This window comes from Veillonellaceae bacterium, assembly GCA_025992895.1.
In the GTDB taxonomy this organism is placed as follows: Bacteria; Bacillota; Negativicutes; order Veillonellales; family Dialisteraceae; genus Dialister.
The window spans coordinates 2,009,114-2,028,808 of record DAJPGA010000001.1 but is presented as its reverse complement, the minus strand read 5'-3'; the positions used below and the strand labels follow the sequence as shown (position 1 = coordinate 2,028,808).

Annotated in this window: 22 protein-coding genes and 10 tRNA genes; 30 read left to right on the top strand and 2 right to left on the bottom strand. The window is 49.7% G+C overall.

Annotated features, from left to right (window positions below):
- Positions 1-4: 4 nt before the first annotated feature.
- The 17 genes from OIM03_09005 (at position 5) to OIM03_08925 (ending at position 12,906) form a co-directional block, all read left to right on the top strand.
- A complete protein-coding gene (locus OIM03_09005) occupies positions 5-970 on the top strand; it encodes a hypothetical protein (GenBank protein HJI74387.1) in 966 nt (321 codons plus the stop codon).
- 20 nt (positions 971-990) lie between these two features.
- Positions 991-1,920, top strand: a complete 930-nt coding sequence (locus OIM03_09000; GenBank protein ID HJI74386.1) for a phage tail protein — start codon at positions 991-993, stop codon at positions 1,918-1,920.
- 15 nt (positions 1,921-1,935) lie between these two features.
- Positions 1,936-2,811: a hypothetical protein gene (locus OIM03_08995; protein HJI74385.1), complete on the top strand. Its 876-nt coding sequence runs from the start codon at positions 1,936-1,938 to the stop codon at positions 2,809-2,811.
- Positions 2,812-2,825: 14 nt separating this feature from the next.
- Positions 2,826-3,161 (top strand): hypothetical protein, encoded by a 336-nt coding sequence (locus OIM03_08990; protein ID HJI74384.1) that lies wholly within the window; start codon positions 2,826-2,828, stop codon positions 3,159-3,161.
- Between the two features lie 14 nt (positions 3,162-3,175).
- Positions 3,176-3,370 carry a hypothetical protein gene (locus OIM03_08985; protein HJI74383.1) on the top strand — a complete coding sequence of 65 codons (195 nt, stop codon included), beginning with the start codon at positions 3,176-3,178 and terminating at the stop codon, positions 3,368-3,370.
- Positions 3,354-3,932 carry a GH25 family lysozyme gene (locus OIM03_08980; protein HJI74382.1) on the top strand — a complete coding sequence of 193 codons (579 nt, stop codon included), beginning with the start codon at positions 3,354-3,356 and terminating at the stop codon, positions 3,930-3,932. The genes OIM03_08985 and OIM03_08980 overlap by 17 nt, the downstream gene beginning before the upstream one ends.
- Before the next feature lie 12 nt (positions 3,933-3,944).
- Positions 3,945-4,244, top strand: a complete 300-nt coding sequence (locus tag OIM03_08975) for a hypothetical protein (GenBank protein ID HJI74381.1) — start codon at positions 3,945-3,947, stop codon at positions 4,242-4,244.
- A 508-nt stretch (positions 4,245-4,752) separates the two neighbouring features.
- A complete protein-coding gene (gene rpoD, locus OIM03_08970) occupies positions 4,753-5,958 on the top strand; it encodes an RNA polymerase sigma factor RpoD (protein HJI74380.1) in 1,206 nt (401 codons plus the stop codon).
- A 120-nt stretch (positions 5,959-6,078) separates the two neighbouring features.
- A complete protein-coding gene (gene rplS, locus OIM03_08965; protein ID HJI74379.1) occupies positions 6,079-6,423 on the top strand; it encodes a 50S ribosomal protein L19 in 345 nt (114 codons plus the stop codon).
- Positions 6,424-6,605: 182 nt separating this feature from the next.
- Positions 6,606-7,007, top strand: a complete 402-nt coding sequence (locus tag OIM03_08960; protein ID HJI74378.1) for a hypothetical protein — start codon at positions 6,606-6,608, stop codon at positions 7,005-7,007.
- An 11-nt stretch (positions 7,008-7,018) separates the two neighbouring features.
- The gene (locus OIM03_08955; GenBank protein HJI74377.1) at positions 7,019-7,528 is read left to right on the top strand and encodes a tRNA (cytidine(34)-2'-O)-methyltransferase; all 510 of its coding nucleotides are present in this window, start codon (positions 7,019-7,021) and stop codon (positions 7,526-7,528) included.
- Positions 7,515-7,868: a YlbF family regulator gene (locus tag OIM03_08950; protein ID HJI74376.1), complete on the top strand. Its 354-nt coding sequence runs from the start codon at positions 7,515-7,517 to the stop codon at positions 7,866-7,868. Before OIM03_08955 ends, OIM03_08950 begins: the two co-directional genes overlap by 14 nt.
- Positions 7,865-8,791: a UDP-N-acetylmuramate dehydrogenase gene (murB, locus tag OIM03_08945; GenBank protein ID HJI74375.1), complete on the top strand. Its 927-nt coding sequence runs from the start codon at positions 7,865-7,867 to the stop codon at positions 8,789-8,791. The genes OIM03_08950 and murB overlap by 4 nt, the downstream gene beginning before the upstream one ends.
- A 213-nt stretch (positions 8,792-9,004) precedes the next feature.
- Positions 9,005-9,286: a co-chaperone GroES gene (groES, locus tag OIM03_08940; protein ID HJI74374.1), complete on the top strand. Its 282-nt coding sequence runs from the start codon at positions 9,005-9,007 to the stop codon at positions 9,284-9,286.
- Between the two features lie 38 nt (positions 9,287-9,324).
- A complete protein-coding gene (gene groL, locus OIM03_08935) occupies positions 9,325-10,938 on the top strand; it encodes a chaperonin GroEL (GenBank protein ID HJI74373.1) in 1,614 nt (537 codons plus the stop codon).
- Positions 10,939-11,247: 309 nt separating this feature from the next.
- Positions 11,248-11,604, top strand: coding sequence for a DUF488 domain-containing protein (locus tag OIM03_08930; GenBank protein ID HJI74372.1), 357 nt, complete (start codon positions 11,248-11,250; stop codon positions 11,602-11,604).
- Between the two features lie 81 nt (positions 11,605-11,685).
- Complete coding sequence (locus tag OIM03_08925; protein HJI74371.1) at positions 11,686-12,906, top strand: class I SAM-dependent rRNA methyltransferase; 1,221 nt, start codon at positions 11,686-11,688, stop codon at positions 12,904-12,906.
- A gap of 72 nt (positions 12,907-12,978) precedes the next feature.
- Here OIM03_08925 and OIM03_08920 read toward each other — a convergent pair whose 3' ends face one another.
- Complete coding sequence (locus OIM03_08920; protein ID HJI74370.1) at positions 12,979-13,575, bottom strand: DUF2939 domain-containing protein; 597 nt, start codon at positions 13,573-13,575, stop codon at positions 12,979-12,981.
- 102 nt (positions 13,576-13,677) lie between these two features.
- Positions 13,678-15,108 carry an aldehyde dehydrogenase family protein gene (locus OIM03_08915; protein HJI74369.1) on the bottom strand — a complete coding sequence of 477 codons (1,431 nt, stop codon included), beginning with the start codon at positions 15,106-15,108 and terminating at the stop codon, positions 13,678-13,680.
- 228 nt (positions 15,109-15,336) lie between these two features.
- Here OIM03_08915 and cobT point away from each other — a divergent pair, with 228 nt between their 5' ends.
- The 13 genes from cobT (at position 15,337) to OIM03_08850 (ending at position 19,440) form a co-directional block, all read left to right on the top strand.
- The gene (gene cobT / locus OIM03_08910) at positions 15,337-16,392 is read left to right on the top strand and encodes a nicotinate-nucleotide--dimethylbenzimidazole phosphoribosyltransferase (protein HJI74368.1); all 1,056 of its coding nucleotides are present in this window, start codon (positions 15,337-15,339) and stop codon (positions 16,390-16,392) included.
- Entirely contained in the window at positions 16,389-17,411 is a 1,023-nt protein-coding gene (locus tag OIM03_08905) for a nicotinate-nucleotide--dimethylbenzimidazole phosphoribosyltransferase (protein ID HJI74367.1), read from the top strand. The genes cobT and OIM03_08905 overlap by 4 nt, the downstream gene beginning before the upstream one ends.
- Positions 17,411-18,166 carry a DUF111 family protein gene (locus OIM03_08900; protein HJI74366.1) on the top strand — a complete coding sequence of 252 codons (756 nt, stop codon included), beginning with the start codon at positions 17,411-17,413 and terminating at the stop codon, positions 18,164-18,166. The genes OIM03_08905 and OIM03_08900 overlap by 1 nt, the downstream gene beginning before the upstream one ends.
- A 390-nt stretch (positions 18,167-18,556) precedes the next feature.
- Positions 18,557-18,631 (top strand) — tRNA-Gly (locus tag OIM03_08895).
- A gap of 36 nt (positions 18,632-18,667) precedes the next feature.
- Positions 18,668-18,743 (top strand) — tRNA-Asn (locus tag OIM03_08890).
- 3 nt (positions 18,744-18,746) lie between these two features.
- Positions 18,747-18,821, top strand: a tRNA-Gln gene (locus OIM03_08885).
- A gap of 3 nt (positions 18,822-18,824) precedes the next feature.
- Positions 18,825-18,900: transfer RNA gene (locus OIM03_08880), tRNA-Lys, on the top strand.
- Positions 18,901-18,904: 4 nt separating this feature from the next.
- Positions 18,905-18,979 (top strand) — tRNA-Glu (locus OIM03_08875).
- Between the two features lie 4 nt (positions 18,980-18,983).
- Positions 18,984-19,059, top strand: a tRNA-Val gene (locus OIM03_08870).
- A 5-nt stretch (positions 19,060-19,064) separates the two neighbouring features.
- Positions 19,065-19,141, top strand: a tRNA-Asp gene (locus OIM03_08865).
- A gap of 9 nt (positions 19,142-19,150) precedes the next feature.
- Positions 19,151-19,226: transfer RNA gene (locus OIM03_08860), tRNA-Phe, on the top strand.
- 7 nt (positions 19,227-19,233) lie between these two features.
- Positions 19,234-19,319, top strand: a tRNA-Leu gene (locus tag OIM03_08855).
- A gap of 36 nt (positions 19,320-19,355) precedes the next feature.
- Positions 19,356-19,440 (top strand) — tRNA-Leu (locus tag OIM03_08850).
- Positions 19,441-19,695: the final 255 nt, after the last annotated feature.

The window sequence follows — 19,695 nt, the reverse complement described above, 5'->3', positions numbered from 1 at the left end:
TTAAATGGCAAATAATCGATACATTCTTACGGACGTAGGTCGCAACATGCTGGCAAAAGCCGGCTCATCCTTAAATGCCCTGACCTTTTTCGTAATTAAAATTAGCAGCACAGCGTATACCGCAGACCGGATACCGGCACTGACGGTGCTAGGCGGTGTGCAGCATTCTGTGTCGCTCACAAGTAATGAAGTTGTGAATGGTGCGACAGCTAAACTGACTGCCGAGATTTCCAACAATCATGTAACCACGGCTTACAGCTGGCAGAGCACCGGCGTGTATGCATTGGACTCTAGTGGTAATGAAGCCCTATTTGCTGTAGGTATCAACAGTGAAGCGATCTCCATGAAGACAATTGCAGAAGATGGACTAAAAACGCGGATCATAAACATTTACCTGACAACCGATAATGCAGAGAATGTTTCCGTACAGGTTAGCATGGACGGATATTTGAATCAGGCGGCACTAGAGACGGCCAAAAAGGAGATTTTCAATACGATATTCCCAATTGGCAGGCTTTGGATCGATTTTGGCGATACGAACCCCAATGCACAGTTCCCATGGATGACCTGGGTAAAAGTTGGAGAAGGACAAGCACTTCTATCGGCTGGTGATACGTATAAAGCTAAAAACAGCTATGGAGCCAATTCAAAGACTATCAGTATTGCCCAGCTTCCGAAACATCGATTTAACTTTAAAACAAATAGTGCCGGGAATCATAGGCATTACACAACGAACGGAATATATGAACTTGGGTGGGATGTTGCAGGTAATGGTGATAGTAATAACGGTGACCCGCTGCGGATTGCTTATGGGGATGATCGCCCCTATCATAATAACCGGATTGAAGCAAAAACATCATGGGACGGAGATCATCAGCATAACGGAACTACCGAATATTTAGGAGAAGGCGAGGCGATTGATTTTATGCAAAAGTCCATTGCTGTCAATATTTGGCAACGCACCAAATAGAAAGGAGGTGAAATATATAAATGGCAAATTTTAGTACGGGATATATTCTGACAAAAGCAGGAGAAGCATTGGCCGCTAAAGTAGCTGCCGGGACTACTACTTTAAACCTTACCCGCATGAAAGTAGGGACTGGTACAGCAGAATCTACGCAGGACTATTTAGAGCGGGCGGATATATTTTCTCCGAAGAACAGTATGGTCATTGGCAGCAAAGAACCTGTTGAGGTTGATGGTGCGCAGATTTGTGAAATCAAGGCAACTCTGGACAATAGTACTGTAGATAGCGGCTATGTAGCAACGGAATTGGGGTTATTTGCCAACGATATAGACGGGCATGAAATCTTGTATGCCGTGGCTTATGATAAAGATCCTATGTATATTCCGGCGAAAAGCGATGCGGCTAATGTAACTATTGAATTTGACTTCTATTTATATACAGCTACGGCAGACCAGGTAACGCTGGTACTTCCCAGGACAACGGAAGAATTAGCGGCACTGGCACAGGATTCAGCAGCACAGGCAAAAGAGGCAGCCGCTGCCATGGACGAAGCCAAAGCAAATTTGGAAACATATAAGAACGCAGCTGAAACGGCGGCAAATGAAGCCGCAGCTAGCGCAACGAAAGCGGAAAATGCAATTGCCTCCATGAACGTCGAAAAAGAAGCCGCGGCAGCTTCTGCGTCAGAAGCGGCGGCTTCGGCTGCGGCTGCCGCACAAAGCGCTCAGGAAGCTAAAAGCATTGCTATCGGCCAGTTGGGGTTTGATGCGGAACCAACCGAAGGCAGCAACAATCTGGTAAACAGTGATGGGATCTATAAGGCCATCCAATCAAAGACTACGGATTTAAGTAATTACTACACGAAGGGAGAAGTAGCAACAGCGATTGCTACGGCCCTGGGGAATTATTCATCTCAAGACAGCACAAGCGGAGATGTAACCATTGGTGGATGATAAGGAGGAAAACAAATGAAAGTAGATGTGAGAATTGCAGGAAATACTTACAATGGGGTGCCGGCGGTTATTTTGCCGCTGGCAACAGAGGGTACTGCCCGTTTCTGTGAAGTGTCCGATACAACCGCAAAAGCAGAAGATGTATTGCAAGGTAAAACCTTCTACAATGCAGCCGGAGAATTAACTATGGGAACGGCCGTCAAACAAACCGAGACCGTTATCCAGAGCAATGATGTGTGGTCGGTCATCGTAAATCAGACAGACCATCAGACCATTTCCTATTCTTGCTCGTCTTCCTGGAAATCGGATGAAGCGGATAAATATAAATTGGGGCTGACCGTAACCCCTGCTGTTACAGCAGATGCCGGATATACTGCCGGAGAGGCTAGTGTCGAAACGGATGAAGAAAACAAAACTATTACCATTTCAGCAAAGCCTGCAATTGAAAAAAATCCTGATGTAAATTTTAAGGGTATTTATGATTTGACATTAGGGGTAAAAGTTATAACTAATGATGAGGGAATTCCAATTGATGCCATTGAAGGATGCGATAAAAATAGTGGCGTTGGCACGCTCAATAAGAATCTCTTGAATAGTGATGAGCTGGTGCTGGCGGGAATGAATGACTTAGGACAAGAACATTTCGCATTTGCAGGCGGTAAGGTATTCGGAGACAGTGTTTACATTGGGATTGTACAGCCCGATGGAAGCAACTTCAAAACAACAAAATTCGACTTTGCCAATGGTTATTATGCTTCCTATGAACTTATAGCTCAGTGGAGCCAATTGTTCGACACTCTTTCTCAAGCAAATTCTGAAGTTTATGTGCTGGTTAGCGAATCCGAGTTTACGGCAGAGCAGGCACTGGCTGCTATTGCGGCTCATCGCTAAAAGGGGGCCGTATAGTGGAATGGTGGCAGATAATTTTAGCAGGGATTCCCTCGCTGTTGTCAGGAATCCTGCTTTTTGAATGGAAACAGCAACGTGCGCAAAGCAAGAAGGAAGAAACGGAAAAAGAACAGAAACATGCAGCACTGGTGAAAGGGGTAGAAGCCCTGTTGCGTGACCGACTTATTATCGGCATGGAGGAATGTATTGCCAAAGGATATGCCCCGATTAGTACGGTAGAGATTCTGGGGTCCATGTATACGGCATACCATAATCTGGGCGGAAACGGGCTTGTAACGGAAACATACCGACGGTTTATTGCCCTGCCTCATGCTCTGTCGGAACATCCGTAAAGGGGGGAAGACAGTTGTTCCAGTTTGAGAAAATTGACATTGAAAATATCCTGGTCATTATAGCCTTGTCAGCAAGCCTGATAATGGCTATTTTTTATGGCCTGGATAACCTAGCCATGAGCATCGTAACGGGTCTCCTAGGGTATATTGGCGGAACGGTTAAGAGCACTGCATCGAAAGGAGGTGATAAAGATGGCAAAAGTAATTGATGTAAGCTACTGGCAGAAAGATCTGGACTATGATGCAGTTGTTGACGCTGGTATTAAGGGTGTGATCATCAAGATTTCTGAAGGCGAAGAACCGGAAGATACCTGGTGGGGGCATGTATCCGCGGCCAAAAAGCATGGCCTGAAATGGGGCGTGTATTGTTTCTCCCATGCATCTACTCCCGAAGAAGCTGCCGCTGAGGCAAATGAAGTTCTATATCTGCTTGGCGGAGAGATCCCTCCTATGGGAGTGTGGTTTGACTTCGAAGCAAAGACGTGTTTGCAGTGTGAAGACCCGACCGCAGTATGCAGCGCTTTCTTAAATGCGATTACTGCTAAAGGCATCCCATGCGGTATCTATGCAAGTCTCTCTACATTAGAGGACGTTATTGATGTAAAGGCGCTGGGTGACTATGTTCCCTATTGGGTAGCACAGTACAACAAACGCTGTGAGTTTAAGGATGACTACCCGGATAATGTGTTGGCCGGGTGGCAGTATAGCGACAGTGGCTATATTGGTTCTACAAATGTTGATATGAACGAGTGGTATCTGGATTTGAATTAGGAGGAAAAGATTATGAGCAAATGGACTGAATTTAGAGATAATATGGTAGATGCGATGAATCTTGACAGTGTAGTCAACGACTTGAAAAATCAGCTGGTATCCAGCTTGACTTCTGATGGGTTCCCCGTCATTGAAGAACTGGCAAGTACCTTTGTGGAGAAAATTCAGGAACAGGCTGCCGCCGAGACAGGTTGGAATAAAGTCCGCGACAGCATTTTCCTGCCGCTGATTATCAAGCTCGGACTGTATATGATGAAGGTGGTTATGGAAAGAAGCACGGTGGAAGGAAATAAAGGCCTCAAAGCTGAATGACGCAACAAAAGAAATAAGCCCTGCCGTTTCCGGTGGGGCCTATTTTTTATGCCGCATCACGTGCAATACGGACAGCAAAGTAATTTGGATGCATAAGCAAACAAACGTTCATATGTGGTACTTGAAAGGTCACCAGAAATCAAAAACGGCATCTGCGGGTGCCGTTTTTTCTGTCTGTCTGTGAATGGAACGGGAAAAGAAAGACGTCATTGCCAGGCAGCGAAGCGGAATCTGATTCCGCTGATTAATAAATATACCGTATATAACGAATATAATGTACGGCTTTTAATAAAATAAAAAAATGTGCTTTTTCTCTCTTGATTTTTATTGATAAAGAGTGTATTATCTGATTTTGACTTGAGACGAAAAGCAGGGCTTTTTTGCGTCCCAAAACAGGCTTTGAGAAGGTATGGAGCAAAACGAATAAAAGGACAAAAGAGCCGGTTTGATCTACTATTTCCGACATACAAAGAGACATTGTCTCTGAATTCCTAGGAGGTGTCCTGACTTGGCTACAAAGGCGGCACAGCTTGAGCAGTGGCTGAAAGATCTCAAGGGGAGAGTCAACGCGGATGGAAATATTTCCTACAATGAAATCATCAATTTCACGAAGGAAAACAATTTGACCCAGAAACAACTGGACAGCGTTTTCACTCTTCTTCATGATCATCATATTGAAATGGTTTACGATGAACCAGGGGAAACGGAAGAGGGACCGACAGAAGCAGATTTCGCAGGAGAAGAAGGGGAAGACATCCTCTCTGACGATATGCTTCTTGAGGGTGATGACGATACCCAGGAAGAAGAAAAATCCTGGGACGTGGAAGATACAACGGATGCCGATTACAATGCGGCAGCCGGCGGCGTAAGCGATCCGGTACGCCTGTACCTGCGTGAATGCGGCTCCAATCCGCTTCTTTCCGCAGAACAGGAAATGGAACTGGCAAAGACGATCGAAAAAGGCAAGAAGGAAGATGCGACCCCGGAAGAAAAGGAAGCAGCTCTGGAAGCCAAGAAGGAAATGGCAAACGCCAACCTCCGTCTGGTCGTATCCATTGCCAAGAAGTACCCGGGACGCGGCATGCCTTTCCTGGATCTCATTCAGGAAGGAAATATCGGCCTTCTGAAGGCAGTCGACAAGTTCGACTACACCAAGGGCTATAAATTCAGTACGTATGCGACATGGTGGATCCGCCAGGCAATCACGCGCTCCATTGCCGACCAGGCAAGAACGATCCGCGTGCCTGTCCACATGGTCGAAACAATCAATAAGATGAACCGCGTAGGCCGCCGTTTCCTGCAGGAACACGGCCGCGAGGCAACGAACGAGGAACTGTCCAAGGAAATGGGCATCAGCCTTGAAAAGATCAGGGAAGCCAAGAAAGCTGCCCAGGATCCGATTTCCCTGGAAACGCCGATCGGCGAAAAGGAAGATTCCCATCTGGGAGACTTCATCGAAGACCAGAAAACAGCTTCCCCGGAAGATGAAGCAGCAGCAACGATGCGCCGCGAGCAGGTCTACAGCATGCTCGATACGCTGACCGAAAGAGAAAAAGGAGTCCTCGCCCTGCGCTTTGGCATGGACGACGGAACACCAAGAACTCTGGAAGAAGTCGGCAAGCATTTCGGCGTCACTCGTGAACGTATCCGCCAGATTGAAGGAAAGGCGCTGAAGAAGCTCAAAAAGCAGGCGCTTCCGATGACCGGATATTGATCATTTGTCAAGCATTTTCCCTTGCAAAGAGAAAAAAAGCGTGATATAATAACAACGTTATTCTGGATAGTCCTCTGCCATATACGATCGGCATGAATGTCCTGTGAGAAGGAGGAAAAGATCGTGAATATTATCGAAACACTCGAGAATGAACAGCTGAGAAATGACATTCCTGAATTCCGCCCGGGAGACACCGTAAGAGTTCATGTTAAGGTCGTTGAAGGCAAGAATGAAAGAATCCAGGTATTCGAAGGCATCGTTATTGCCAGAAGAAATGCCGGAGTCAGAGAAACTTTCACTGTTCGTCGTATTTCCTACGGCGTAGGCGTAGAAAGAACATTCCTGGTTCATTCCCCGCGTCTGGCTAAGATTGAAGTAAAGCGCCGCGGCATCGTTCGTCGTGCAAAACTCTTCTACCTGCGTGGTCTGTCCGGCAAGGCAGCAAGAATCAAAGAAAGAAAATAAGACATGTAAAGAACTGCGGCTTGTCCGCAGTTTTTTATTGCCCGGATTTTATGGGGAGTCTTTAAAAGTATATGCTTATTTTTTTCGCGGTCTGTTTTTCACGGATTGTAAATGTGATAAAATAGTACTTGATGCAGGGAGGTTCCGGGCAGCTTGCTGCCATTTCTCGAAAGGGGAAAGCTATGAAGTATAAAATCATCCTGTCCGCCGCTCTTCTGGCGCTGGGTCTTGCATCGTCTGTTTCTGCCAATTCCATCAAGCACGTATTCGTCGTCGACGAACTGACACTGGAAGTCGAGATGGACGAGCCTCTGACGAAAGAAGAGCTCTATCCCGCCAATTTCATGTCGCCGAACTACAAGTCTGAATTCCAGGTAAGCGGGGGCGTCCATGTGACGGGTCTTCCAATACCGCAGAAGTCTGATGGATTCCATTACAATATTTACCGTCTGGCCGTAGACGGGCTTGATGCAGGCCCGATTTACCAGATTTCCTACAAGGGACAGAAAGCCAGGACGTTCAAATTGTATGAAGGCCGCGAGCAGCAGGACCGGTATCGTGACCGCTATGGAAGTTATTTTTAGAGAGGGTAATTATGCATATTGTTCTGGTTGAACCGGAAATTCCGGGAAACACAGGAAATATTTCAAGGCTCTGTGCCGCTGAGCATCTGACGCTCCACCTGGTGGAACCCCTCGGGTTCTCCATCGATGACAAGCATCTGAAGCGCGCAGGGCTGGATTACTGGGATCTTCTCGAGGTTCATGTTCATCCGAACTTTGAATCCGTGAAGGAAATGCTGAAGGGCCGCCATTTCTACTACAATACGACAAAGGCGGTCAAATCGTATACGGATGTGTCTTTCAATGAAGACGATGTCCTCGTTTTCGGGAAGGAAACGAAGGGACTGCCGGAAGATCTCCTTCTGGCGCATGAAGAGGACTGCATCCGCATCCCGATGATTGAAGAAGCCCGGTCGCTCAACCTGTCGAACGCCGTTGCCATCGTTGCAATGGAAGCGCTCAGGCAGACCGGTTTCCCGCATCTTCTCCAGAAGAGCGGACGTTTGTTCAAAGGAGGCAGTGATAGTCATGAATACTTATGATGCAGCGTATGCACTGGCCAAGGCGATCAAGGAAAGCGATGAAATGAAGCGCCTGACAGAAGCAGCCGAAAAAATCAAGGGTGATGAAGAAGCCAGGAAAATGGTGAAGGAATACATCATGGCCCAGATGAAATCGGACTACGCAAGAATCGCTGGTCAGAAGGAAGACGAGGAAACCTACAAGCATTTGCAGGAACTGGCTGTACTCGTCAGCAACAACAGCAATGCGCAGGAATACCTGCAGGCATTCATTCGCTGGAATCAAGTAGCTGCGGATCTGCAGAAGATCGTATCTGAAGCAATGTCGCAGGGTATGGACGTATTGGAACTGGACAAATGACAGACTACGCAAAATTTTTCGACGGAATCCTGAATGAAAGACAGGTAAAGCTCAATGAACCGATGAGCCGCCACACCACGTATGGTATCGGCGGACCGGCAGACGCATTCGTCATGCCGACAACAGAAGACGAATTAACTGCAGTCCTGAAAAAGGCGCATGAAGAAGGCATCCCGGTCACCGTCATCGGTGGCGGCTCAAACTGCCTTGTCAGCGATCTGGGCATCCGCGGCATCACGATCTGCATGAACCGCATGCAGCAGAACATGACCTGCGAAGGCACATGGATCACTGCCACCGGCGGCACCGGCACGGGCACCGTATCCCGTTTTGCTGAAAAGAACAGCCTGCGCGGCTTTGAATGGGCAGTCGGTATCCCCGGCACCGTCATCGGCGCTGCTTTCATGAATGCGAACGGCTATGGCAGCCAGATGAAGAATGTCGTCGAAGAAGTCTACGCAGTTTCAAGAGACGGCCTGCTGAAGAAGACCTATGGCTGGGATGACCTCCATTACGGCGACAGCGACAGCATTTTCATGCATAACGGCGATATCATCACAGGCATCAAGATCCACCTTGCTCCGGGAAACCCGGATGAAATCAAGAGAAACATGACCGAGCACCAGATCTCCCGCCGCACCAAGCAGCCGCTGGAGAAGAGAAGCGCCGGCACCATGTACCTGCGTCCGCCGGGATACCATGTAGGCCCCATGATCAAGGATCTGGGACTCATCGGCTTCTCCATCGGAGACGCTCAGGTTTCCACCAAGCATCCGGACTTCGTCGTCAATAACGGCAAAGCCACCTGCCAGCAGATTTTGGACGTGCTCCATGAAGTGCAGAAACGCATCCAGGAAAAGTACGGTGTCCATGTGCCGATGGATGTCCGCATCCTTGGCGAAGGCGTTTTCCAAGAACGCTGATGCAGAGCGAATAAAATAATTGAAATTAAGGAGAGCCTTGAAAAAGCAAAATTTTTCACGGCTCTTTTTTTATGGAAAACGTATAGAAAATTTTCAAAAATTTTTCAGAGAAACGCATCATTCCTCTTGCATTTCATTTAAAAGTTATGTATTATAGTAACGTAAGTTAGCACTCAGACGGATTGAGTGCTAATAGTTAAAGGAGGAATGGAAATGTTAAAACCATTAGCAGATCGTGTTCTCGTTAAAGTCGACGAAGAAGAAACAAAGACAAAGGGCGGCATCCTGCTCCCAGATACAGCGCAGAAAAAATCCCAGAAAGGCACTGTCATTGCCATCGGTTCCGGCAAAATGCTGGACAACGGCGTTCGTACACCGTTTGAAGTCAAAGTTGGCGACAGAGTTCTGTTTGCAAAATACTCCGGCGTAGACATTGAAGAAGATGGAGAAAATTATCTGCTTCTGTCTGAAAGAGATATTCTCGCAATTCTCTAATCATTTGTTTTAGTATTTCATTTACAGGAGTGACATAAATGGCAAAGAAAGTACTTTATAATGAAGAAGCACGCGCAGCACTGCTGAGAGGTGTCGATCAGCTGGCTAACGCAGTTAAGATTACACTGGGACCGAAAGGCCGCAACGTTGTTCTGGACAAGAAATTCGGTGCTCCGAACATCGTCAACGACGGTGTATCCATTGCCCGCGAAATCGAACTGAAGGATCCATTTGAAAACATGGGCGCTCAGCTCGTCAAAGAAGTCGCAACAAAGACAAACGACGTAGCAGGCGACGGCACAACAACCGCAACCCTCCTGGCTCAGTCCATGATCCATGAAGGCATGAGAAACGTAGCAGCAGGTGCAAACCCGATGGTCCTGAAGAAGGGCATCGAACAGGCTGTCGAAGTTCTCGTAGGCGAAATCAAGAAAAAGGCTGTCAAGGTAGAAGGCAAGGAAGCAATCGCTAACGTTGCATCCATTTCCTCCGCTGACAAGACCATCGGCAAACTGATTGCTGACGCTATGGACAAAGTCGGCAACGACGGCGTTATCACTGTTGAAGACTCCAAGACCATGGGAACCGACCTGAAAGTCGTAGAAGGCATGCAGTTCGACCGCGGCTACCTCAGCCCGTACATGGTTACTGATCCGGACAAGATGGAATGCGTTATCGACAATCCTCTGATCCTCATCACCGACAAGAAGATCAACATGCTCCAGGATATGCTCCAGCTCCTCGAACAGGTAGCTAGAAGCGGCAAGGAACTCCTGATCATTGCTGAAGACGTAGAAGGTGAAGCTCTGGCAACCCTCGTAGTCAACAGACTCCGCGGCACACTGAAATGCGCAGCTGTCAAAGCTCCTGGATTCGGCGATCGCCGTAAGGCAATGCTCGAAGATATCGCTATCCTGACCGGCGGCCATGTCATTTCCGAAGATATGGGCCGTAAGCTCGACAGCGCAACCCTTGATGACCTCGGACAGGCTCATCAGGTACGCATCACCAAAGACAACACCACCATCGTTGATGGCGCTGGCGACAAGGATGCAATCCGTCACAGAGTAGAACAGATCAAGGAACAGCTGAAGGAAACCACCTCTCAGTTCGATAAAGACAAACTGCAGGAACGTCTGGCTAAACTGTCCGGCGGCATCGCAGTCATCGAAGTCGGCGCAGCAACCGAAGTCGAAATGAAAGACAAGAGACTCAGAATCGAAGATGCTCTGAACGCTACCCGCGCAGCTGTTGAAGAAGGTATTGTAGCCGGCGGCGGCACAACATTCCTCGACATCCAGAGCTCCCTGGACGGCATCGAAGCTGAAGGCGACGTAAAGACAGGCATCAACCTCGTCCGTCACGCTATCGAAGCTCCTGTTCGTCAGATCGCTGACAACGCAGGCATCGAAGGCGCTATCGTAGCTGAAAAGGTCAAGGCAGCAGGCGACGGCATCGGCTTCAACGCAGCTGAAAACAAGTATGAAGACATGATGAAGGCCGGCATCGTTGATCCGGCTAAGGTTACCCGCAGTGCTCTGCAGAACGCAGCATCCATTGCAGCTCTCGTTCTGACCACAGAAGCAGTCGTAGGCGAAATCCCGGAAGATAAACCGGCTATGCCTCCGATGCCGCAGGGCGGAATGATGTAATCTGACTGAATGAACAATTAAAAGGGGCTGTGGCAAAATGTGTAAACATTTTGCCACAGTCTCTTTTTCTATTGGAATATTCCATTAAATGATTATCTAACAAATGTATTTATGGGTTCTGTCTGAAAACCATACAACCGGACTTCGTCCGCGGAAATCAACCCTATCCGCCCTCCGGGCACCTTCCCCGTCTGGGAAGGCAAGTCCGCGTTTTAACGGATTTTGACACAGTCCTTTTTTTATTTCCGCCGGGAAAGTGATACACTATAGGAAAGTATAAGGAAAATATAATAAGAAGGAGGAATTCTTATGGATGTACAGGTAAAGCGCGTATATGAAGCGCCCGAGGAGTCGGACGGCTTCCGCATTTTGACGGACAGGCTCTGGCCGAGGGGCATTTCCAAGGAAAAGGCAGCGCTCGGGATCTGGGACAAGTCGATTGCCCCATCGACGGAGCTTAGGAAATGGTTCGGTCATGATCCGGAAAAATTCGAGGAGTTCAAGAAAAGATATGCGGAAGAACTTTCAGGAAATCCGGATACGGAGAAGTTCATTTCACTTATCAGGGAAGAGCTTCAAAAGGGCCCTGTGACGCTTCTTTATGGTGCGAAGGATGAAATCCATAACCAGGCCGTCGTTCTCAAGGAATTCCTGAAGGATAAATAACTGTCGCTTGTCCTTTGGATATGGTAAGATAACAGAATCGAAAATCTGGCGGGATTCCCGCATTCATAGAATGGAGTCAGCATGGAAAAGTGTAAAGAAGCAGTCATTACGAAAAGAGCGGAACTGGCGGCCAGGGGCGGCCATCCCTGGATCTACTCGACCGAGGTCATGAAGGTGGAAGAAGGGGCAGAACCGGGCGACCTTGTCCGCGTATTGTCCGTCAAGGGAAAATTTGTCGGAACGGGTTTCTACAATCCGCATTCGAAGATCACGATCCGCATCTTCTCCGTCAATGCCAATGATACATTTGATGCAGCATTCTGGAAGCGCAGGATGGCGTATGCTGTCGATTACCGCCTGCAGGTCATGCGTCCGGAGGATATGAACTGCTGTCGCCTCGTCTTCGGCGAAGCCGACCAGATGCCCGGCCTTACGGTCGACCGCTTCGGCACGGTTCTTTCCGTGCAGATTCTTTCCCTCGGGATTGAAAAGAGAAAGGATGTCATCTTAAATGCGCTGATCGAAGTGCTGAATGAAAGAAATCTTCATGTATCAGCCGTCTATGAAAGAAATGACGTGAAGATCAGGGAACTGGAAGGCATGGAACAGTTCAAGGGATTCTTTGATTCCCCGCTCCTCGATCCGAAGGCAAAGACGACGACGGCAGGCATTGTGGAAAACGGCATCCGCTACACGGTCGACGTGGAAAACGGCCAGAAGACAGGCTTCTTCCTCGATCAGAAGTTCAACCGCCTTGCGGCTGCTGCCATTGCAAGGAACCGTCATGTCCTTGACTGCTTCACCCATACCGGCGCATTTGCTTTAAATGCGGCCAAGGGCGGCGCAGCATCTGTCACAGCTGTCGATATTTCCCAGGAAGCCGTCGACATGACAAAGAAGAATGCAGAAGCCAATCATCTGGATATCGATGTCGTCAAGGCCGATGTTTTTGATTACCTTGTGAAACTTGATCAGGAACACAACCATGACTTTGACTACATCATCCTCGACCCTCCTGCTTTCACAAAGTCGGGGAAGACCGTTCATGAAGCCTTCCGCGGTTACAAGGAAATCAACTGCCGCGCGATGAAGATCCTGCCAAGAGGCGGCTACCTTGCCACCTGCTCCTGCTCGCACTTCATGGGCGAGGAACTCTTCGTGAAAATGGTGAAGGAAGCAGCCAGAGATGCAGGCGTGACACTGCGCCAGATCGAATTCCGCCAGCAGGCCCCGGATCATCCGATCCTCATGACCGTGCCGGAAACATACTACCTGAAATTCTTCCTTTTCCAGATTGTCTAAAAGGATGGAAAATAAAAAAGGACTGTGGCAAAATGTGTAATCATTTTGCTACAGTCCCTTTTTTCATGCGTGTTATAGTTTTCCGGCCGCTTCTCTTTCCTGCAGGTATTCCTTGACGTTCAGTACCTTCGTTGCGGCCCAGTTTCCGTTGATGTCCTTTTCAAGCTGTACTTTCCATACGAAGTCCTTGTTGAGGTCCTTATCGTGGAGCTTGACATTGGCGACGGCGCCCTTGTCATTGTTCTTGACATCAAGGATGCCTGCCAGGGAAAGGGCGGAGGAGCCGGCATAGGCGGTGAGGGTCTGCGCGGCCTTGCCTGTGATGGATTTCGGCTCGGTATCGCCGTTTTGGAATTTGAGCTCTGTCTGGCGGATGAGTTCATCGATGAGCTGCGGCTTCAGGGATTTGATGATGGCGGCAGCAAAGCGGTGATCGGGTTTTCCGTCATTGGCAAGCATGGATGCGGAGTCGTCCAAGGCTGAGGAATAGACCTTCCTGAGGTCTACGCGTTCTTCGAAGAGCTGCAGGTCCTTATGCTGTACGGCCTGCTGGATTTCTCCTGCCGCATAGGCGGGCGTATTTTTCCAGTAGAAGAAGTACCAGCCGGCAGCGGCGGAGAGGATGACGATGATGGCGATGATTATTTTCTTAAGAAGAGATTGTTTCATAGTGCCTCCTTTTTCTATATTTCATTATACAAAAAAGAGGGCACAAGAAAAAGGATGCCTTTTCGGGCACCCTTTCTCAATAGCGTATTTTTCAATAGCGGATTATTCCTTGCATGTATCGAAGAGAGCTTTCTGCTGCGTGAATTCGATCATGCCGTAGACGCCGCCTTCACGGCCGATACCGCTTTCCTTGTATCCGCCGAACGGTGCTGCCGTATCTCTCGGGCTGTCATTGATATAGACATTGCCGGACTGGATGCGGTGAGCGACGGCGATAGCTTCCTGTTTCGGGCCATAGACGCCGGCATTCAGGCCATAGCGTACGTCGTTGGCAATGGCAACGGCATCGTCGATGTCCTTGTAAGTGATGACGCAGAGGACTGGTCCGAAGATTTCATCCTGGGCGATCGTCATGCTGTTCTTGACGTCGGTGAAGATGACCGGATGGATGTAGTAGCCGCCGGTTTCGCCAAGATCCTTCGGAACTTCGCCGTAGAGGAGTGTAGCGCCTTCTTCGATGCCCTTCTTGATATAGCTGGTGATCTTGTCATACTGGGCGCGTGAGGAAACAGGTCCGAGCTTGACATTGTGATCTTCCGGATCGCCGACGGTGTATTCTTTGGCGATTTCAATGAGCTGCTTCTCGATTGTTTCTTTTTCGCTTTCAGGAATGAGGAGACGGGAGAATGCGGTGCAGGTCTGTCCGGAGTTCAGGAAAATGGTATTGAAGCAGAGATGGATCGGCTTGTTATAGTCGTGGTCTTCTGCTTTCAAAATGACATATGGGGACTTGCCGCCTAGTTCGAGGCTGATGCGCTTTATGGATTCAAGCGCATGCTTGCTGACGGTGACGCCGCCCTTGGTGGAGCCGGTGAAGGAAATCATGTCAACGAGCGGATGGGAGGAGAGGGCATTGCCGACTTCTCCGCCGCGGCCTGTGACGAGGTTGAAGACGCCTTTCGGGAATCCTGCCTTTTCAAAAGCATCGACGAGCCAGTAGGCAGAAAGCGGCGTATGCTGGCTTGGCTTCAGGATGATGGTATTGCCCATCAGGAGAGCCGGGATGATTTTCTGGATGACCTGGCCGAGAGGGTAGTTCCACGGAGTGATGCAGCCGACGACGCCGACTGGTTCTCTGTATGTTGTGGATTCTGCCATTTTTTCAACCATGGGAACGGTCGGTGCCAGATCGATGTAGGAACGGGTGCGGACGTACTGGTATTCGACCTGCGATCCTTTCGTGAAAGCCCACGGGGAGCCGAGTTCCTTGATCGTGATGTCGATCAGGCCGTCTTCCTGGCTCCTGAAGATTTCCAGGAATTTCTCCATGAGGGCGATTCTTTCGTCAAGTGTCTTGGCAGCCCATGCAGGGAAAGCAGCGTGAGCGGCTTTGGCAGCCTTGTCCACGTCCTCTGCATTGCCGGCCGGCACTCTGGCGAAAATTTCACGGGTCGCCGGGTTCTCGACGTCGATGAATGTGCCGGATGCGCCCGGGATCCATTCTCCGTTGATGTATAACTTTTCGTAATCCAAAATAAGACCTCCTTTTGGTGACAGATTTCCTGTCAGGATTCATATTTCGAGAAGAGCATAAACTTTGCCTACTTATATTATAGATACTTTCCGATTTATAAACAATATCTTAAAAAACACAACAATAATTTAGAAATCATGCAGGGAAAGCGTGCTAAAGAGAAGAGGGCGTTTCATGGTATAATAATTCTGTATGACTTTCCAAATCATTATGTGAAACAAGGAGGCATGATGGGTTTACTTGATGAAACTTTGAACCGCATCCAGCCGCTTGATCAGGATGCCATGGAGCAGGCCGGACAGCGCTGGAGTGACTTATATCTGGGCATGGGAAACCTTGGGAAAATGGAAGACATGGTGGTGCGCTATGCAGGCATCACGGGAGAGGCCATTCCGGACAAGCCCAAGTGCTGCATGGTGATTGCCTGCGCCGATCACGGCGTCTACAAGCAGGGCGTTTCCGCCTACCCGCAGTCGACAACGGTCGGCATGACGAAGTCCTATGTCGTCGCCAAGGGCGCATCGGCCAATGCGATGGCCTATTATGCAGGCGCTGACATGGTCGTCGTCGATGTGGGCATCAATCATGACATGAGCCGCGTGCCCGGCCTTCTTCCCCGGAAAATCGCATGGGGCACGAAGGATATCACCGAAGGTCCTGCCATGACAAGGGCACAGGCCATCCAGGCAATCGAGACCGGCATAGAAATCGCCGACAAGAAAGCTAAAGAGGGATACAAGGTCTTCACAATCGGTGAAATGGGGATTTCCAATACGACGTCGTCTGCGTGCATTTTAGGGGCTTTTAATCACTGGAATGCGATCGAGGTCACAGGACGCGGGACAAACATTTCCGATGAACGTCTCCGCCACAAGGTGGAGGTCGTGCAGCAGGCACTCGACGTGAACCAGCCTGATGCTGGTGACGGCATCGATGTCCTGGCCAAGGTCGGCGGGTTTGAGTTCGGATGCCTCGCCGGTGTCATCCTGGGAGCCGCTGCCAACCATGCGATGACGATCATTGACGGATTCAACACGACGGCAAGCGCCTTCATCGCAAGGGCGCTTCTTCCTGAAGTGGTGAATTACCTCATGGCGTCCCATCTGTCGCTCGAGCAGGCACACAAGAAGTCTCTGGCGGCGCTTGGCCTTGCTGAATACATCGACCTGGATTTCCGTCTCGGAGAATCTGTCGGAGCCGGCATCCAGATGAAAATGCTTGAAATTGCGCTTGCGGCATTCCGTGAGTGCGTGACAAAGGAAGAAGCGGGGGTGAAAGCATGAGCCGTATACCGGAATTGAACAAGGAAGCCATGGAAGCCTGCCAGCTTTACGTCGATAATCTGATCAAGCCGATCCATTCCCTGGGGAAACTGGAGGAAATCGCTGTCAGGATTGCAGGAGTGACGGGAAAAGTCAAGCCGTCTTACCTGAACAAGGCCATCGTCATTTTCGGCGGGGACACTGCTTCTGACGGGGAAAACAAGACGAAGGGACAGCTCTCTCATGATGAGATGAAGCTTGTCGCCCAGGGCGCAGGCCCGGTCAATGCGGCAGCGCGCATGATCGATGCGCCGGTCTACCTGATCGATGTGGGCCTTGAGCAGGATACGTCTGACATTGAAGGCGTCCTCACGCAGAAGGTCATCCGCGGGACGCACTTCGGCCATCCTGCCATGGATGATGAAGTGACGGCCGCTGCGATTTCCGTCGGCATGTCGGTGGGAAAGACACTGGCAGGGCAGGGCATCGAAGTGATCGGCCTTGGAAATATCGGGGAGCGCTCCATGCTTTCCGCACTGGCCGTGACGACAGCCATCATGAAGGAAGATTTGAAGAAGGCATCTGAAAAGACAGGTTTTGCCCTGAATATTTCTGATGTTGGCGATTTTGCCAAGGATCCTGTGGGAACGCTTTCCATCGTGGGATCGGCTGAAATTGCGGCGCTCTTCGGCCTTGTCGTCGAAGCGGCCCGTTGCAACATGATGGTCGTCTTTGACAATGCCGTAACAGGTGCTGCCGTTCTGGGAGCCGTGACGGCGTATCCGGAAATCCGGAATTTTGTCATTCCTTCCGTGTATTATGAAGAACCGGTCCACCAGATGCAGATGCAGAAACTTGGCATGAAAGCATTCCTCCATTATGATTTCACGGAAGCAGAAGGTTACGGTTCCGCGCTGGGACTTTCCCTCATGGATGCGGCAATCGACATGCTGAACCAGATGAAGACATTCGGTTCGGCCGGCGTCGATGTGGCTGAAGACGGTCCGGGCGCAGGCAGGCAGAGAGAGGAGATCAAGTGATGAAAGCTTTATTCGTACGATGCTACGGCAGACTGACGGCGGATATGATGATCGGCGGACTGATCGACATGGGCGTGCCGCCCGTGTACCTGAAGTCCTGCCTTTCTGATGCAGGCATTACGGCAGATTTCATGGAAAAGCCGAACCCTGCTGCCCAGATTTCTGCGCACTACTTCCATATTTTCCCCGAAGATTTTGAAGGGTCTCTTTCCATGGCAGATTTCATGGCGCGCTGGAGAAGCCTTTGTGAAAAGGTGCATCCGGAATGGGAAGAAACAGGCTGGAAGGTATTCCGCGCTCTTGCATCCGGCCTCCCGGAAGGAAAGGATGACCTCTCTTTGATCGGAGTGTCCATAGAAAATGCGGTTTCCCTCTACCTTCTCTTATGCTGCCTGGATTATCTGGAAACAGAATCCCTTTTCACGATTCCTTTCTCCATAGAAAAGGGAACGTCAGAGGCGGCAAAGGCATCGCTTGCGATCCTCAAGAGCGCAGGCGCAACGGACGGGGAGCCGGTGCCTGCAGAAGACATCCATCCTTTTGCAGCAGCCATCCTTGAAGGACTGTCTGCCGGTTTCATTTCCATGGACGGCAGATTCCTTTCCGACAAGACAGCGTATGGAAGCTCCTCAGCTGACAAGCCGACAGGGGACAATACAGTCTGCCTGTACCTGGGATACTATACAGACCGTGCAGAGTCTGTTTTCGGACGCCATATGAAAGTATTCGGTGCCAACCCCGATCTCGAACTGTAACAGGTGCTGTATGACCTGCAAGGGTCCGCATTCCTCTTTCCAAAGGGGAGGCGGGCTCTTTTTTGTGCGCGGGAGAAAAGGAGCCGGGAAGCCCGAAGAAGGGGTCAATGGCCCTCTTGTATCCTTTTTGTAAAAAAGTTCAAATTTTTTTCAAAAAAGGGCTTGCGCAAAATGGAATGATGGGGTATACTTAAACACGTCGCAAAGAGCCGGACAAACACCGGAAACTTCGATAGATTCGGATAAAAATCCCTATTGACACGAAGCGGACGGCGTGATAAAATACGGTTCATGACGACGAAGCGTCACTTCTCCGAAATCATTGATTTGAAAAAAGAGACTTGACAAATCGCCAAGCAATGATATAATGTTATTGTTGCAAATGCGCATGCGGAAGTAGCTCAGTGGTAGAGCACAACCTTGCCAAGGTTGGGGTCGCGGGTTCGAGTCCCGTTTTCCGCTCCATTGTTAGTAACCATCCGAAAGGATGTTGCTATATATTCCTGAATAGCTCAGCCGGTAGAGCGCGTGACTGTTAATCACGATGTCGCAGGTTCGAACCCTGCTTCAGGAGCCATATAGGGGTATCGCCAAGCGGTAAGGCAACGGACTCTGACTCCGTCATTCGTAGGTTCGAATCCTGCTACCCCTGCCAAATGACTCATTAGCTCAGTCGGTAGAGCACTTGACTTTTAATCAAGGTGTCCCGCGTTCGAGTCGCGGATGAGTCACCACGATGGCCTGTTCGTCAAGTGGTTAAGACACCGCCCTTTCACGGCGGGTTCGGGGGTTCGAATCCCCCACAGGTCACCAATGTGGGCGATTAGCTCAGCTGGGAGAGCGTCTGCCTTACAAGCAGAATGTCAGCAGTTCGATCCTGTTATCGCCCACCAAGTACGGCCCGGTGGTGTAGTGGTCTAACATGCCGCCCTGTCACGGCGGAGATCGTCAGTTCAAATCTGATCCGGGTCGCCACTTCTTTTTGCCTCGGTAGCTCAGTTGGTAGAGCAAAGGACTGAAAATCCTTGTGTCAACGGTTCGATTCCGTTCTGAGGCACCATATTTATGCGGCTGTGGCGGAATGGCAGACGCGCTACTTTGAGGGGGTAGTGGACTTACGTCCGTGTGAGTTCAAGTCTCACCAGCCGCACCATTCCATTTCTTGTTTCTCGTTGTTGTAACTACATATGCGGTCGTGGCGGAACTGGCAGACGCGCTATCTTCAGGCGGTAGTGGAGTAATCCGTGAGAGTTCAAATCTCTCCGACCGCACCAGTTCAAAAATAATCTCATCAGAAATGATGAGATTTTTTTGTGGTTGAAACAGGCTGCCTGAAGATAAAGGCGGGGCTGGATGGATTGAATCCGCCTGGCGCGGTTTCCTGCATCTTAATGTTCTTTGCATTATATAAGGAAGAGAATCGGCTTTTCCGTTTCTGATGCGTCTTCATGAAAAAGATTTCTTCCTGCCTCTTTGCACAGGGCGGGGCGGAGGCCTTCCGTGAAAAGGCACCCTGAAATATGGTATAA

Bases quoted from the DNA above. Each gene is read 5' to 3' on its own strand.
- OIM03_09000 (HJI74386.1), top strand. From the start codon at position 991: ATGGCAAATTTTAGTACGGGATATATTCTGACAAAAGCAGGAGAAGCA.
- OIM03_08930 (HJI74372.1), top strand. From the start codon at position 11,248: ATGGATGTACAGGTAAAGCGCGTATATGAAGCGCCCGAGGAGTCGGAC.
- OIM03_08975 (HJI74381.1), top strand. From the start codon at position 3,945: ATGAGCAAATGGACTGAATTTAGAGATAATATGGTAGATGCGATGAAT.
- OIM03_08925 (HJI74371.1), top strand. From the start codon at position 11,686: ATGGAAAAGTGTAAAGAAGCAGTCATTACGAAAAGAGCGGAACTGGCG.
- OIM03_08955 (HJI74377.1), top strand. From the start codon at position 7,019: ATGCATATTGTTCTGGTTGAACCGGAAATTCCGGGAAACACAGGAAAT.
- OIM03_08920 (HJI74370.1), bottom strand. From the start codon at position 13,575: ATGAAACAATCTCTTCTTAAGAAAATAATCATCGCCATCATCGTCATC.
- OIM03_08905 (HJI74367.1), top strand. From the start codon at position 16,389: ATGAGCCGTATACCGGAATTGAACAAGGAAGCCATGGAAGCCTGCCAG.
- groL (HJI74373.1), top strand. From the start codon at position 9,325: ATGGCAAAGAAAGTACTTTATAATGAAGAAGCACGCGCAGCACTGCTG.
- OIM03_08980 (HJI74382.1), top strand. From the start codon at position 3,354: ATGGCAAAAGTAATTGATGTAAGCTACTGGCAGAAAGATCTGGACTAT.
- OIM03_08960 (HJI74378.1), top strand. From the start codon at position 6,606: ATGAAGTATAAAATCATCCTGTCCGCCGCTCTTCTGGCGCTGGGTCTT.
- cobT (HJI74368.1), top strand. From the start codon at position 15,337: ATGATGGGTTTACTTGATGAAACTTTGAACCGCATCCAGCCGCTTGAT.
- groES (HJI74374.1), top strand. From the start codon at position 9,005: ATGTTAAAACCATTAGCAGATCGTGTTCTCGTTAAAGTCGACGAAGAA.
- OIM03_08995 (HJI74385.1), top strand. From the start codon at position 1,936: ATGAAAGTAGATGTGAGAATTGCAGGAAATACTTACAATGGGGTGCCG.
- OIM03_08950 (HJI74376.1), top strand. From the start codon at position 7,515: ATGAATACTTATGATGCAGCGTATGCACTGGCCAAGGCGATCAAGGAA.
- OIM03_09005 (HJI74387.1), top strand. From the start codon at position 5: ATGGCAAATAATCGATACATTCTTACGGACGTAGGTCGCAACATGCTG.
- murB (HJI74375.1), top strand. From the start codon at position 7,865: ATGACAGACTACGCAAAATTTTTCGACGGAATCCTGAATGAAAGACAG.
- OIM03_08900 (HJI74366.1), top strand. From the start codon at position 17,411: ATGAAAGCTTTATTCGTACGATGCTACGGCAGACTGACGGCGGATATG.